This window comes from Pollutimonas rozaliensis, assembly GCF_048751585.1.
Taxonomy (GTDB): Bacteria; Pseudomonadota; Gammaproteobacteria; order Burkholderiales; family Burkholderiaceae_B.
On the sequence record NZ_JAZHOB010000006.1, the window covers coordinates 197,119 to 210,440 of the forward strand.

The 13,322-nt window shown below is 61.8% G+C and carries 12 protein-coding genes and 1 tRNA gene; 8 read left to right on the plus strand and 5 right to left on the minus strand.

What is annotated here, in order from left to right; genetic code table 11:
- The first annotated feature begins 3 nt into the window (after nucleotides 1-3).
- The 8 genes from trbE to V0R37_RS12840 all read left to right on the plus strand — a co-directional run bounded on the left by trbE (nucleotide 4) and on the right by V0R37_RS12840 (nucleotide 8,185).
- The gene (trbE, locus tag V0R37_RS12805) at nucleotides 4-2,463 is read left to right on the plus strand and encodes a conjugal transfer protein TrbE (protein ID WP_420374884.1); all 2,460 of its coding nucleotides are present in this window, start codon (nucleotides 4-6) and stop codon (nucleotides 2,461-2,463) included.
- Complete coding sequence (gene trbJ, locus V0R37_RS12810; RefSeq protein ID WP_420374885.1) at nucleotides 2,460-3,200, plus strand: P-type conjugative transfer protein TrbJ; 741 nt, start codon at nucleotides 2,460-2,462, stop codon at nucleotides 3,198-3,200. Before trbE ends, trbJ begins: the two co-directional genes overlap by 4 nt.
- A gap of 17 nt (nucleotides 3,201-3,217) precedes the next feature.
- Nucleotides 3,218-4,444 (plus strand): P-type conjugative transfer protein TrbL, encoded by a 1,227-nt coding sequence (trbL, locus tag V0R37_RS12815; protein WP_420374886.1) that lies wholly within the window; start codon nucleotides 3,218-3,220, stop codon nucleotides 4,442-4,444.
- A 12-nt stretch (nucleotides 4,445-4,456) separates the two neighbouring features.
- A complete protein-coding gene (gene trbF / locus V0R37_RS12820; RefSeq protein WP_137238853.1) occupies nucleotides 4,457-5,161 on the plus strand; it encodes a conjugal transfer protein TrbF in 705 nt (234 codons plus the stop codon).
- Nucleotides 5,158-6,150: a P-type conjugative transfer protein TrbG gene (gene trbG / locus V0R37_RS12825; protein WP_420374887.1), complete on the plus strand. Its 993-nt coding sequence runs from the start codon at nucleotides 5,158-5,160 to the stop codon at nucleotides 6,148-6,150. Before trbF ends, trbG begins: the two co-directional genes overlap by 4 nt.
- Nucleotides 6,151-6,152: 2 nt before the next feature.
- The gene (locus V0R37_RS12830; protein ID WP_420374888.1) at nucleotides 6,153-7,460 is read left to right on the plus strand and encodes a TraB/TrbI/VirB10 family type IV secretion system protein; all 1,308 of its coding nucleotides are present in this window, start codon (nucleotides 6,153-6,155) and stop codon (nucleotides 7,458-7,460) included.
- Complete coding sequence (locus V0R37_RS12835; RefSeq protein WP_420374889.1) at nucleotides 7,457-7,717, plus strand: DUF2274 domain-containing protein; 261 nt, start codon at nucleotides 7,457-7,459, stop codon at nucleotides 7,715-7,717. The genes V0R37_RS12830 and V0R37_RS12835 overlap by 4 nt, the downstream gene beginning before the upstream one ends.
- A gap of 111 nt (nucleotides 7,718-7,828) precedes the next feature.
- Nucleotides 7,829-8,185 carry a helix-turn-helix transcriptional regulator gene (locus tag V0R37_RS12840; RefSeq protein WP_420374890.1) on the plus strand — a complete coding sequence of 119 codons (357 nt, stop codon included), beginning with the start codon at nucleotides 7,829-7,831 and terminating at the stop codon, nucleotides 8,183-8,185.
- A 70-nt stretch (nucleotides 8,186-8,255) separates the two neighbouring features.
- On the opposite strand, the gene V0R37_RS12845 is transcribed toward V0R37_RS12840, so the two are convergent.
- The 5 genes from V0R37_RS12845 to V0R37_RS12865 all read right to left on the minus strand — a co-directional run bounded on the left by V0R37_RS12845 (nucleotide 8,256) and on the right by V0R37_RS12865 (nucleotide 13,253).
- Nucleotides 8,256-8,331 (minus strand) — tRNA-Asn (locus V0R37_RS12845).
- 96 nt (nucleotides 8,332-8,427) lie between these two features.
- A complete protein-coding gene (locus V0R37_RS12850; protein ID WP_420374891.1) occupies nucleotides 8,428-8,970 on the minus strand; it encodes a ferritin-like domain-containing protein in 543 nt (180 codons plus the stop codon).
- Nucleotides 8,971-9,086: 116 nt separating this feature from the next.
- A complete protein-coding gene (locus V0R37_RS12855) occupies nucleotides 9,087-10,658 on the minus strand; it encodes a DHA2 family efflux MFS transporter permease subunit (RefSeq protein ID WP_420374892.1) in 1,572 nt (523 codons plus the stop codon).
- The gene (locus V0R37_RS12860; RefSeq protein WP_420374893.1) at nucleotides 10,655-11,836 is read right to left on the minus strand and encodes an HlyD family secretion protein; all 1,182 of its coding nucleotides are present in this window, start codon (nucleotides 11,834-11,836) and stop codon (nucleotides 10,655-10,657) included. Before V0R37_RS12860 ends, V0R37_RS12855 begins: the two co-directional genes overlap by 4 nt.
- A gap of 16 nt (nucleotides 11,837-11,852) precedes the next feature.
- Nucleotides 11,853-13,253: an efflux transporter outer membrane subunit gene (locus V0R37_RS12865; RefSeq protein ID WP_420374894.1), complete on the minus strand. Its 1,401-nt coding sequence runs from the start codon at nucleotides 13,251-13,253 to the stop codon at nucleotides 11,853-11,855.
- Between the last annotated feature and the right edge of the window lie 69 nt (nucleotides 13,254-13,322).

Genomic DNA, 13,322 nt, shown 5'->3' on the forward strand with positions numbered 1-13,322 from the left:
GCCATGCTGAACTTTGCCGAATATCGCCAGCGTCCCGCGCTCCTAGCCGATTGGCTGCCGTGGGCCGGGCTGGTTGCGCCCGGCGTCGTGCTGAATAAAGACGGATCATTTCAGCGCACGGCACGCTTTCGCGGGCCGGACTTGGATAGCGCCACCCAAGGCGAGCTGATCGCAACTTCCGCACGCTTGAACAATGCGCTGCGCCGCCCGGGTTCAGGTTGGGCGCTCTTCATCGAAGCCGAACGTCGCCCGGCGGCAGACTATCCCTATTCGGACTTCCCTGAACCGCTGTCCTGGCTGGTCGATCAAGAACGCCGCGCCGCGTTTGAAGCGTCCGGTAATCACTTCGAGAGCGCCTATCACCTCACGCTGGTCTTCCTGCCGCCCGAAGAGTCCCGCGCCCGAGCGGCGGGGATGCTGTACGAGAACCGGCCCTCCGAAGGGGTGGATTGGCGCGAGCGCCTGACGGCCTTCGTGGCGGAGACGGATCGGGTCTTTGATCTGCTCGATGGCGTCATGCCGGAAATCATCTGGCTGGATGACAGCCAGACGCTGACCTACCTGCATGCCACCATCTCGACACGGCGTTACCGCATTGAGGTGCCGGAAGTACCGTTTCACCTCGATGCGCTGCTCACAGATTCCGCCCTGGTCGGTGGGCTGGCACCGACCCTGGGGGATGCCCACCTGCGCGTGGTGTCGGTGCGGGGCTTTCCGACGTCCACCTGGCCGGGCATTCTGGATGACCTGAACCGGCTTGGCTTTGCTTATCGCTGGAGTACGCGCTTTCTGTGCATGGACAAAGCCGAGGCGGAAAAGGAGCTGCGCCGCCTGCGCCGTCAGTGGTTCGCCAAGCGCAAGAACGTTGTGGCGTTGCTCCGGGAAACGATTTTCCAGCAAGAGTCGCCGCTGGTCGATACCGACGCCAGCAACAAGGCTGCGGATGCGGACGCCGCCATGCAGGAGTTGGGGAGCGATCAAGTCGCTTTTGGTTATGTCACCACGACCGTGACCGTATTGGATGCCGACCCTGCCGTGGCCGATGAAAAGCTGCGCCTAGTGGAGCGGGTCATCCAGGGCCGGGGTTTCGTGACTATCCCGGAAACGCTGAACGCCGTAGATGCCTGGCTATCATCCATCCCCGGCAACGCCTACGCCAATGTCCGGCAACCCATTGTGTCTACATTGAATCTGGCGCACATGATGCCGGTCTCGGCGGTATGGGCGGGGCCGCAAAAGAACGACCACCTCGATGGCCCGCCGCTCATTGTCACGCGCACCGAGGGCGCGACGCCATTTCGGCTGGTGACGCATATTGGCGACGTTGGTCATACCCTGGTCGCCGGGCCGACCGGCATGGGCAAGTCCGTGTTGCTGGCCGTCCTGGCCAAGCAGTTTCGCCGCTATCACGGCTCACGCATTTTCGCTTTCGACATGGGCCGCTCGATGCGCGCCACCATCCTGGGCTTGGGTGGCGAACATTACGACCTGGGCAATGATGGCGAGATTGCCTTCCAACCGCTGGCGCGCATCGATCGCGAAGGCTACCGCACTTGGGCGGCGGAATGGATTGAAGGTCGCTTTCTGCATGAAGGGGTGTCGGTGACCCCCGATGAAAAAGCCGCCATCTGGTCGGCGCTGGGCAGTCTGGCCGGTGCGCCCTTCGAACAGCGCACGATGACGGGGCTTTCCGTCCTGCTGCAATCGAACGCGCTGCGCCAGGCGCTTGCGCCCTATGTGCTGGGCGGTGCGCACGGCAAATTGCTGGACGCCGATCATGATCGGCTGGGCATGGCCGACGTGCAGGGCTTCGAGATGGAAGAGCTGATGCACAGTCCCGCCGCCGTGCAGGCGGTGCTGCGCTACCTATTCGCCCGGTTCGACGAGCGTTTCGATGGTGCACCGACCCTCTTGATTCTGGACGAGGCGTGGCTGTTTCTCGATGAGCCGTCCTTTGCCGCCCGCATCCGGCAGTGGCTAAAAACCCTGCGTAAGAAGAACGTCTCGGTGATCTTCGCCACGCAAAGCCTGGCCGACATCAAGGACTCGACCATTGCGCCGGCCATCATCGAAAGCTGCGCCAGCCGCATCTTCCTACCCAACCCGCAGGCGACTGAACCGCAGATCCGCACGATCTACGAGGGCTTCGGCTTGAACAGCCGACAGATCGAGATCGTTGCCACCGCCCAGCCGAAGCGCGACTACTACTACCAGTCGCGCCTGGGCAATCGCCTCTTCGATCTTGACCTGGGACCGGCCACGCTCGCCTTTGCGGGGGCGTCCACCCAGCAAGACCAGCGCGACATCGATCGCATCCTGCTGGATGCCGGTGTACCCGGCTTCGCGGGTGCCTGGCTGCGCCATCGCGGCCTGGATTGGGCGGCCGACCTGTTGCCCGAGTTTCCCGGCATCTCGCCCTCAGTCACTTCCGTTCCTTCTCAATCACAGGAGTCCCTGCCATGAAAATCTGCACGCTGTCCCTCTCGCTCGCCGCCGTGCTCACGGCGTCTTTGCTGACCGCTTCGCCCGCCTGGGCTTGGAAAACCGTTTTTGACCCTTCCAACTATACGCAGAACACGCTGACCGCCGTTCGCACGCTGCAACAGATCAACAATCAGATCAACCAGCTTCAGAACGAAGCGCAGATGTTGATGAACCAGGCGCGTAATCTGGCGAGCCTTGACTTTAATGTCGTCAACCGCCTGCGTTCGACCCTGGCAGCCACTGAACAGCAGATCGCCCAGGCGCAAGGACTGGCCTATGAGGTCGAAAACCTGAACCGTGAATTCGCAAGGCTATACCCTGAACAGTACGCCTCGACCGTGAGCGGCGACCACATGGCCCAGGATGCCCGCGAGCGTTGGAAGAACACACTGGATGGCCTGCACACAGCCATGCGGGTACAGGCTCAAGCCTCGCAAAACTTGCAAGATGATGAAAGCGCGTTGGCCGACTTGGTGAGCCAGAGCCAGTCGGCGCAAGGCGCTTTGCAGGCCACGCAGGCGACCAACCAGTTGCTGGCTTTGCAGGCCAAGCAGAGCATCCAGGCGCAGCAGCTTCAAATTACGCAAGACCGCGCCGCTTCCCTGGAGCTGGCTCAGCAGGCGGCGGCGACCGAACGCGCCCGCGAAGTGCGGCGGCGTTTTCAGGGCACGGGCACGCCGTACACACCGCAAGCCGTGAACTTCTACGGCAACTGACCGGGAGCGCCTGCACCATGAACGACGTTGCGATCATTGACCGATTTCTCGAAACCTTCGCACGCTATATCGATTCGGGGTTCGGCCTGCTGCAAGGTGAGGTGGCGTTTCTGACGGCCACGCTTATTGTGATCGACATGACGCTGGCTGGCCTGTTCTGGGCGATGAATCATGCCAGCGGCCAAGGGGACGACGTGATCGCCAAGTTGCTGCGCAAGGTGCTCTATGTCGGGGCGTTTGCCTACATCATTGGCAACTTCAATACGCTGGCGAGCATCCTGTTCCGGTCGTTCGCAGGGCTGGGCCTGATCGCCTCCGGTTCGTCGCTCACGATGGGGAATTTCTTGCAGCCTGGACGCCTGGCCAAGACCGGCATTGATGCCGCCGCACCCATTCTGGAGCAGATCGGCGAGATGGCAGGGTTTCCGGAAGTGTTCACCAACATCGACCCCATCGTGGTGCTGTTCCTGGCTTGGATGGTGGTCGTGTTGAGCTTCTTCGTGCTGGCCATCCAGCTTTTTGTGACGCTCATCGAGTTCAAGCTGACCACGCTGGCAGGTTTTGTTCTGGTGCCGTTTGCTCTATGGAATAAGACATCATTCCTTGCCGAGAAGGTGCTGGGCAACGTCGTGTCTTCCGGCGTCAAGGTGCTGGTGCTGGCTGTGATCGTTGGGATTGGTAGCGGTTTGTTTGCCGAGTTCCAGGTGCATCCCGATGAACCGTCCGTCGATTACGCGCTGGTCATCATGCTGGCTTCGCTTTCCTTGCTCGCACTGGGGATCTTTGGACCGGGCATCGCCACAGGGCTGGTGTCCGGCGGGCCGCAATTGGGTGCCGGTTCCATGGCCGGCGCTGCTGTGGGCGCTGCCGGTGCCGCCGTCGCCATTGGTGCCGCGGCTACGGGGGTAGGCGGTGCCGTGGCCGCCGGTGCGCGCATGATGCCGGGTGCCGCCCGCATGGCTGCGGGTGCGGCCCGTTCAGTGGGCGCGACCGCAGGCAGTGCCCGGTCAGCTTTCCAGGCAGGTTCGGCTACCGGTGGCCTCAAAGGCGCCGCTGGATCGGGCGCTTCCGCTGAAGCGGCGACCGCCCAGGCGGCTGGCCCCAGCGCACAACCGGCCTGGGCCAAACGCCTGCAGCGCCGACAACAACTGACGCAAGCCGCCACGACCGCCGCCCATACGCTGCGCGGGGGTGACGGTGGTGGTGCGGGCCAAGGCCCGAGCCTGCGTGATTCCGATTCATAAGGAGACAAGTCCATGCGTTTCAAACGACCACTAGTACGTTATGCCGAGTCGCCGCAACCGGCGACACCTTACCAATCTGCCGCCCAGGTCTGGGATGACCGTATCGGTTCGGCCCGTGTGCAAGCCAGGAATTGGCGGCTGATGGCTTTCGGGTGCTTGCTGCTGGCACTGCTCATGGCCGGTGGCCTGGTCTGGCGTTCGGCGCAATCCATTGTCACGCCCTATGTCGTGGAGGTGGATAACGCGGGTCAGGTGCGTGCGGTGGGCGAAGCCGCCACGCCGTACCTGCCCAACGATGCACAGATCGCCCACCAACTCGCCCGCTTCATTGGTTTGGTGCGTTCGTTGTCTATTGATCCGATCGTGGTGCGTCAGAACTGGCTGGATGCCTACGACTACACCACGGACAAGGGGGCTGCCGTACTTAATGACTACGCCAGGGTGAATGATCCCTTCACCCGCATCGGCAAAGAATCGGTAACGGTGCAGATCACCAGCGTCGTGCGGGCCAGCGACACGTCCTTCAACGTGCGCTGGACAGAACGCCGCTACGTCAATGGCGCATCTGCCGGTCTGGAACGCTGGACGGCGGTGGTGTCCATCGTGCATCAACCGCCGCGCACCGAAGCACGCTTGCGCAAAAACCCCCTGGGGCTTTACGTCAATGGCCTGTCGTGGAGCCGTGAACTAGATTCATCTGAAGGAGCCCAGCGATGACACCATCTATCCGCTTTTACACTTTGCCGTTGACCCTGATTGTCCTGGCGGGTTGCGCCACCCAGGGCAAACCGCCACCGGCCATCTCGCTTGATGAGCCGGTACAGGCCGAACTGCTGCCCGAGCCGCCCAGTCCCGTTGAAGTGATTGCCGTGCCTGAACCTCTGGCATTGCCGGCGCAACTGAAGCCCTTGCCGGGCACGGATGGCGGCAAGCCGACGCCGGAACCCAAAGATGAAACCGTGCGGGTGTCTCGTGCGAATGCCGAAGCACGGGTGGCACCTACGCGCGAGGGCTACGTCAATGCCATCCAGGTCTGGCCCTACAGCGACGGAGCGCTTTATCAACTCTATACGGGTGTGGGGCGTGTGACAGTCATCGCGCTACAGCCGGGCGAGGAGCTGGTGACAGTCGCCGCAGGCGATACCGTGCGCTGGATTGTGGGGGATACCTCCAGCGGCAGCGGCGCAGATTTGCGAGTCAATGTGCTGGTTAAACCCATCCGCTCTAGCCTGAAGACGAACCTCGTTATCACCACCAGCCGCCGCACATACTTGCTGGAACTGACTTCCACCGAAAAAACGTGGATGGCATCCGCGTCCTGGGAGTACCCGAAAGACCGGATGCTGGCGTTGCAGCGCCAGAACCAGGCCGCGCAAGCCGCCGCGCCCGTGGATACGGGGCTGGCGCTGGGAAACCTGCGCTTTCGTTACGCGGTCAGCGGCAGCAATCCTCCCTGGAAGCCGCTGCGCGCCTTTGATGACGGGAACAAGGTCTATATCCAGTTTCCGGCTGGCATCGCCCAGGGCGAACTGCCGCCACTCTTTGTGATCGGCGCTGAAGGCGATGGGCAATTGGTGAATTATCGCTTCCGTTCGCCGTACTACATCGTGGATCGGCTCTTCGGCGCTGCCGAACTGCGCTTGGGCGGTGATCGGGGCGAGGTGGTACGGATTGAGCGTACCGATGGCGCGTCACGGAGGAACTGAGTATGAGCGAGGAAGAAACCGCCGATCAGACCGTCCCACCGGCTGACAAAGTGGCCCCCGAAACGGTCGCACTGCGCGCCCAGCCCCGGCCTGTCACGCGGCTGAACCGGCGCACACTCGCCATGCTCGTGGGTGGCCTGTCGGTGGCCGTATTGGGTGCCACGATCTGGTCGTTGCAACCGCACCGACGCACAGCGGGCGCGCAAACCGAGCTTTACAACGTAGACCGGGTATCGAAGTCGGAAGGGCTTGACGCGCTTCCGGCTGACTATTCCATGCTGCCCGCCCCGGAGACGTCCTCCGACGTGCCGGAGCTTGGCCCACCGCTACCGGGCGACTTGGGGCCGGCCATCGTAAACGCACAACAGCCTGCAGTGGCCACCTATGCGTCGCCCGGCATTGATGCTGAAGCTGCCGAACGGGAAGCACGGCGCAAGGAAGCTGATGCGGCGGCCGCATCATCGGTGTTCTTCCGTACCGGCCAGGGCCAGTCCAGCCAACCTACGGCGACAGTCGCGCAAGCTATGCCTGTCGCGCCAAGCATGGACAACACCTTGGCCGGCTTCGACCCGCTGGCCGCTGGCCCAGCATCGACGGCAGCACAATCTAGCGACCCCGCAGCCGCACAGAACCGGCAAGACCAGAAAGAAGCTTTCTTGCAATCTGGCTCCACAGAAACCCGTAACTCCGGAAACCTGCAATTACCCGCGTCGCCATATCAGGTCATGGCCGGTACGGTCATCGCCGCTGCGCTGGTCACAGGCATCAAGTCCGACCTTCCGGGGGAGGTGATCGGCACTGTCACCGAGCCCGTCTATGACTCTGCGACCGGCAAGCACCTACTGATTCCGCAAGGCTCTCGCATCCTGGGCCGCTACAACAGCCAGGTGAGCTATGGACAGAGCCGGGTGCAGGTCGTGTGGAATCGCATCATCCTGCCAGATACGTCCTCGCTAACGCTGGACAACCTTGTCGGTACCGACCCCGCCGGCTATGCTGGCCTGGAGGATGAAGTGGACTGGCATTGGGATCGCATCATCGGCGGCGCCGTGCTGACGACACTATTGGGCGTAGGTGCCGAGCTGGCGGCACCAGAGAACCGCCAGGACGGCGACCGCATCATCATCGCCGGACGCGACAGCGCACAAGACAGTGTCAATCAAGTCGGTCAAGAAATGACTCGTCGCAATCTCAACATCCAGCCTACGCTGACCAGTCGGCCGGGCTTGCCGGTGCGGATCATCGTCAACCGCGATCTCGTGCTGCGACCCTACCAGCCGCTTTTCTTCAACAAGGGAGCCTCGCAATGAATACCACCAAAAAGCTGCGGCTGGGGCCGCTACCCAAGACTGAAACCGTCAAACTGACTTTCACATGCTCGTCCAGCCTGAAAGCTGAGTTGGAGCGCTACGCCACCCTGTATTCCCAGACCTATGAGGAAACGGTCGATGCATTGACGCTCATTCCACATATGCTGCAAGCGTTTATGGCGGGGGATCGGGGGTTCAAACGCGGCGACAAAAACGAGAAAGCTACTGTTAATCACCGCGTATCGAGTGGGGCTTGAGGCTGCGACCTGGAAATCTGACTCTACTACGCCAAGCTACGCCCTTGCAGGTTTTGGGTTGAGACTATTTGAGGCATCCTAAGGCCATATCAATCCACTACGGAGATGGCCATGTCCGACGAGCAAGGAATCGCTAAGCAATCGGCACACGTTGCTTTCCCTGTAGCGCCTGCGTTCTATCGCATTGCCGATGTGATACGCATCACGGCACTTAGCCGCGCTACGATCTATCGGCGTATATCAGAGGGGCGCTTTCCACGTCCTGTCAATCTGGGCGGGCGCGCATGTGGTTGGACGCCAGCCGCCTTGCAAGAATGGATAGGAAATCCTCAAGAGTACAGAGAGGAAGAGACACTGCATGCGCCCGTCGCAGACAGCCCGCTGAGGCGCCGCCGCAACACCGAACGTCTCAAGTTGTCTCGTGTCCGCCGCCGGAAATTTCGGACACAAGTCGGACACAGACCTTAGCAGGGGCTGCGGACAAGAAAAAAGCCCTTGGCGAAAAATCGCTAAAGGCTTGATTTCTTTCTATATTTTGTGGCTCCCCGACCAGGGCTCGAACCTGGGACCTGCGGATTAACAGTCCGTCGCTCTACCGACTGAGCTATCGGGGAATTAAAGAAGCGAAACTATAGCATAAATTTTCACCCCTCGCCAAGTCGTAGGCCCCGTGGACGAAACAGGTGGCAGACCGCTTGCTGCCTGCCTGCTCAGTCCAGTAAATCCTTCATGTCGTCGGCATGTTCCTCCTCCACCGCCATGATGTCGATAAGCAGATGCTTGGTGGTGGGGTCGGAGTCGCCGATTCGCTCTATCATCTGCCGGTATGACTCGATGGCGACGCGTTCGGCGATCAGGTTGGCGCGGATCATGCCCTTGATGTCGGTGCATTCGTCGTATTCGGCATGGCTGCGCTGGGATATCGTGGACGGATTGAAGTCGGGCTCGCCGTTCAATTGGACGATGCGCTCGGCGATGCGGCCGGCGTGTTCTTCCTCTTCCTGGGCGTGTTGCAGGAATTCGGCCTTGACGGATTCGTTGACCAGTCCCGTGGCAGTGTAGTAGTGGCGCTTGTAGCGCAGCGCACAGACCAGTTCCGTGGCCAGCGCGGCGTTGAGCATTTCAATAATTTCCTGGCGGTTGCCCTGGTAGCCGGACGGAACGGCGCCATCGTCCAGCTTGCGGGCGGCCTCGCGTATGGCGGCTACGTCTATGGGTTGTCTATTGCGTGCGTCGGTCGATGCTGTGCTCATGATTATCCTTGTCTTGTATTAACGAAAAGGCCGGGCGCGGGCGCCGGTAGGGCGCCCCGCCATCCATCAGAGTCATCAGCAAGCTTCGTGCCTGGCGAAGGCCGCCTGTCGCCGGCTCAATGCGCGCCGGCTCCGGCGCCTCCCGCACCCTTGTTCGAGGTCGGCCTGGCGATCCAGACCAGCCCGATAAGCAGGATGAACAGGATGGCCGAGGCATAGAAGATATCGGTGGCCGACATGGTGAATGCCTGCTGGTTGATCAGGTTGTTGATCACGGTTGCGGACTGTTCATGGCTGAAGCCCCGTTGCTGCATGCCGTTCATGATGGCGTCGAAGGCAGGTTCTCCGGGCCGGGCGGCTTCGGTCAATTGCGCGTGATGCAGGCCGGCCCGGTTCTCCCACAAGGTCGTGGTGATGGACGTGCCGAAGGCGCCGAATAGCAGCCGGACGAAATTCGACAGGCCGGCTGCGGCGGGAATGCGATGCGGATCCAGTCCCGCCAGGGTAAGGGTGGTCAGGGGAATAAAGAATGTCGCCATGGCCGCTCCTTGTATGAAGGTGGGCAGCATGATGGTGTACAGATCGACCTGGGTGTTGAAATTGGCTCGCATATAGCTGATCAATGCAAACACTAGGAAGGCAAAAGTGGCGATCATGCGCGGATCGTGCTTGGACAGCATTTTCCCAACCATGGGCGACATGATGATGGCCAGGATGCCGACCGGGGCCGAGGCGATGCCGGCGTAGGTGGCCGTGTACCCCAGCGTGCTTTGCATCCACAAGGCCAGCAATACCACTGTGCCGAAGAAGAGTCCGTAGCCCACCGAAATGGTAATCACGCCCGAGGTGAAGTTGCGGTGCTTGAACAGCGTCAGGTCGATGACGGGATGTTTGGCCGTGAGTTCCCAGATAATGAAGAACACGAAGGAGACGACCGCCAGAACGGCCATGACGGTAATGGCGCTGCTGGCGAACCAGTCCAGCTCCTTGCCCTTGTCCAGCATAAGCTGCAGCGCGCCTACCCACAGCACCAGCAGGCCCAGGCCCACGGTGTCTATGGGCAACTTAGCGCGCGGCGATTCCCGCTCCTTATACAGCTGCCACGATGCCCAGCCCGCCAGCAGTCCGACCGGGACATTGATGTAGAAAATCCATGGCCAGCTATAGTTGTCGGATATCCACCCGCCAAGCAGGGGGCCGGCTACCGGCCCGACCAGGATGGTCATGGACCATAGCGCCAGCGCCATGCCTGCCTTGTCTTTCGGGTAAGTGCCCAGCATCAGCGATTGCGACAGGGGGATCATGGGGCCGGCCACGGCGCCTTGCAGCACGCGGAAGGCCACCAGCGACTCCAGCGACCAGGCGAACCCGCAAAGCCAGGACGAGATGACGAACAACAGCACCGACAGGACGAACAGCCGCACTTGCCCGAAGCGCTGAGTCAGCCAGCCGGTCAGGGGAACGGTAATGGCATTGGCCACGGCGAACGAGGTGATCACCCAGGTGCCTTGCGTGGCGCTGACGCCCAGGTCGCCGGCGATGGTCGGTATGGAAACATTGGCAATCGAGGAGTCCAGCACGTTCATGAAAACGGCCGCCGACAAGGCGATCGTGCCGAAGACCCGCGCCCGTCCCTCCAGGGGCGGGTAGGCTGCGGCCGACGCCGCTTTGGTATTCGTGGCGCTCATGAACCGAGGTTTTCCTTGATAATTTTGGCTATCAGGGCATCGGCCTCGCCGCTGTCATCGGTGAAGACGGCTGTCTTGAATTCGGTGTTGCCCGCAGCTGCGGCACCCTCTTCGGGTTCAGACAGTTCCACTTCCACCTGCATGGACAAACCCACGCGCAAAGGATGCGAGGCCAGCTCCTTGGGGTCCAGCGCTATCCTGACGGGAACACGCTGGACGACCTTGATCCAGTTGCCGCTGGCGTTCTGCGCCGGCAGAAGGGCGAAGGCGCTGCCGGTGCCGGCGGCCAGGCCAACGACTTTGCCGTGGTAGGTGATGTCGTTGCCATACAGATCGGCGGTCAGTGTCGCGTTCTGGCCGGGTTTCATGTGCCGCAACTGGCCTTCCTTGAAGTTGGCTTCAACCCAGACCTGATTCAGCGGCACGATGGTCATCAGCGGTGTGCCCGGCGCAACATGCTGTCCCACCTGGACCGAACGCTGTGCGACCAGGCCGTCCACCGGCGCGGGGAGGCGTGTGCGGCTGCTGGCCAGCCAAGCCTTGCGCAGTTGATCTGCCGCCTGCATGACGTCGGGGTGGTCCGCGACGGTGGTGCCGGCCGTCAGCGCCTGATTGGTTTGCAGCTTGGCCTGCGAGGCGGCCAGCGCGGCTTGCACCTGCGCCAGGCCGGATTGCGCCGCCTTGACCGCTGTTTGCGCGTGCAGGATTTCTTCGCCGCTGACGCCTCCCGAATGGGCCAGCGTCTGCCGCCGCTTAAGGTCGCTTTGCGCCTTGGCCAGGTCGACTTGCGCACGTTCGATATCGGCCTGGCGTACGGCAACGTCGGCCTCCAGTGCATTGTTCTGGACAAAGATGGTGCGCGTGTGCCGCACGGCCTGGGCCAGCGCTGCCTCGGACTGGGCCAGCGCAATGCGGGCGTCACTGGGATCCAGTTCGACTAGCAGAGCGCCTTTACCGACGGTTTGCGTATCGTCCGCGCCGATGCCGATGACGGTGCCGGGAATCTGCGAGGTTACCTGGACCAGGTTGCCATGCACATACGCGTCATCGGTGGATTCGTAGTTCGAGGCATAGATGGCCCACCAGATCGCATAGGCGGCGCCTATGGCGATGAAAACAAGTGCGGCGGTAATCAGCAGCGGTTTGCGCCTGGAAGCCGATTGAGTTGGGGTAGTCATGTCGAATTCTCGTGTTTCAGTGTGTAGTCGTTTCGGTCTTGTAGCCGCCGCCCAGGGCGGTAGCCAGTTGTGCGTCCAGGTTGTAGGCGCGGGCAAGCATGTCGGTATTCAGGATGGCCTGCTTTTGCACTTCGTTTTGCGCCAGCAGTACTTGTACGAAATTGCCCAGACCCGATTTGTAGCGCTTCACTGCAATGTCGTAGGCCGAAGTAATCGCACGAAGGCTGGCCGCCTGATCCTCCGTCTGTTGTCGCAGGGCGCGGATCGCCGTCGTTGCATCGGCTACTTCGCGCACGGCCGTCAGCAGGGTCTGGTTGTAGTTGGCGATGGCCAGGTCGCGTTCCGCGCGTTTGCTGTCCAGCCGTGCATTCAGCGCGCCGCCATTGAATATGGGCAGGCTGATGGCCGGGCCTACGCCATAAGTCTGGCTGTCCGATTGCAGCAGGTTGGCCATGCCCAGCGACATGAAGCCTGCAAAGGCGGACAGATTTATATTGGGGAAGAACTCGGCCTTGGCGGAGGATATTTCGCTGGCGCTGGCTTGGACCCGCAGCCGCGCGGCGGCGATATCCGGACGCCGGCCCAGCAGTTCCAGGGGCAACTGGTCGGGCAGCGCAGCCGGACCATGAGACAGGGCGGCTTCGTGTATTCGCTGGCCCCGCTCCGGCCCGGAACCGGTCAGGGCGGCGATCTGGTTGCGCAGCAGGTCGGCGTTGGTGGCGGCTTGGCTAAGCTGGACCCGGGCGGCCGATACCGCCGAGTCCGCCTGGTTGACTTCCACTTCGGTATCCAGCCCCGCCGTAACGCGCTGGCGGGTGATGGCCAGGACATCTTCCTGCTGCTTCACGATCTGGGCAATGACGCGTTTCTGAGCCAGCGCGTTTTGCAGGTTGAAGTAGCTTTGAACCGTGGCGCCAACCAGTGTGTTGCGGGCGACTTGCAGGTCTGCGGCGGCTGCCTGGCTCTGGGACAGGGCGGCTGCGTAATGGGCGCGGTTCTTGCCCCACAAATCCAGATCGAAGCCCAGGTTCAGGCGCAGGTTGTTGTCCGTCTGCATGGAGCCGCCGTAAGGAGGCGGATAGATGTAGTTCTCCGAAAAGCGTTCGCGCAGCATGGTGTAGTTGGCGTTCAATTGCGGCAGCTGAATTGCACGGGCGCCGCCGACGGCGGCGTTGGCCATGCCAAGGCGGGCCTGCGCCGCGGCCAGCGAGGGGCTGCCCGCAAGGGCCTCGCCAAGCAATTCGTTCAACTGCGGATCGTTATAGCGCAGCCACCATTGTTCGGTGGGCCAGGCAATGTTGCGCTCTTGCAGGCCAAGCTGTGCGCCTTGCAGTTGCGCCACGCCCGGCTCGCCCGGGTTGATCGCGGCGCAGCCCGACAGGACGGCAAGCAACAGGATGGAAAAAAGTGATTTCATGTTTTCAAAAGGAAGGGAAGGCAGGGACGGTTTTTCTTACAGAAAGCTGAATATGTTTGACTAGTTGGT

Excerpts from the sequence above, each read along its gene's own strand:
- trbE (WP_420374884.1), top strand. The coding sequence starts at position 4 with ATGCTGAACTTTGCCGAATATCGCCAGCGTCCCGCGCTCCTAGCCGAT.
- trbJ (WP_420374885.1), top strand. The coding sequence starts at position 2,460 with ATGAAAATCTGCACGCTGTCCCTCTCGCTCGCCGCCGTGCTCACGGCG.
- trbL (WP_420374886.1), top strand. The coding sequence starts at position 3,218 with ATGAACGACGTTGCGATCATTGACCGATTTCTCGAAACCTTCGCACGC.
- trbF (WP_137238853.1), top strand. The coding sequence starts at position 4,457 with ATGCGTTTCAAACGACCACTAGTACGTTATGCCGAGTCGCCGCAACCG.
- trbG (WP_420374887.1), top strand. The coding sequence starts at position 5,158 with ATGACACCATCTATCCGCTTTTACACTTTGCCGTTGACCCTGATTGTC.
- V0R37_RS12830 (WP_420374888.1), top strand. The coding sequence starts at position 6,153 with ATGAGCGAGGAAGAAACCGCCGATCAGACCGTCCCACCGGCTGACAAA.
- V0R37_RS12835 (WP_420374889.1), top strand. The coding sequence starts at position 7,457 with ATGAATACCACCAAAAAGCTGCGGCTGGGGCCGCTACCCAAGACTGAA.
- V0R37_RS12840 (WP_420374890.1), top strand. The coding sequence starts at position 7,829 with ATGTCCGACGAGCAAGGAATCGCTAAGCAATCGGCACACGTTGCTTTC.
- V0R37_RS12850 (WP_420374891.1), bottom strand. The coding sequence starts at position 8,970 with ATGAGCACAGCATCGACCGACGCACGCAATAGACAACCCATAGACGTA.
- V0R37_RS12855 (WP_420374892.1), bottom strand. The coding sequence starts at position 10,658 with ATGAGCGCCACGAATACCAAAGCGGCGTCGGCCGCAGCCTACCCGCCC.
- V0R37_RS12860 (WP_420374893.1), bottom strand. The coding sequence starts at position 11,836 with ATGACTACCCCAACTCAATCGGCTTCCAGGCGCAAACCGCTGCTGATT.
- V0R37_RS12865 (WP_420374894.1), bottom strand. The coding sequence starts at position 13,253 with ATGAAATCACTTTTTTCCATCCTGTTGCTTGCCGTCCTGTCGGGCTGC.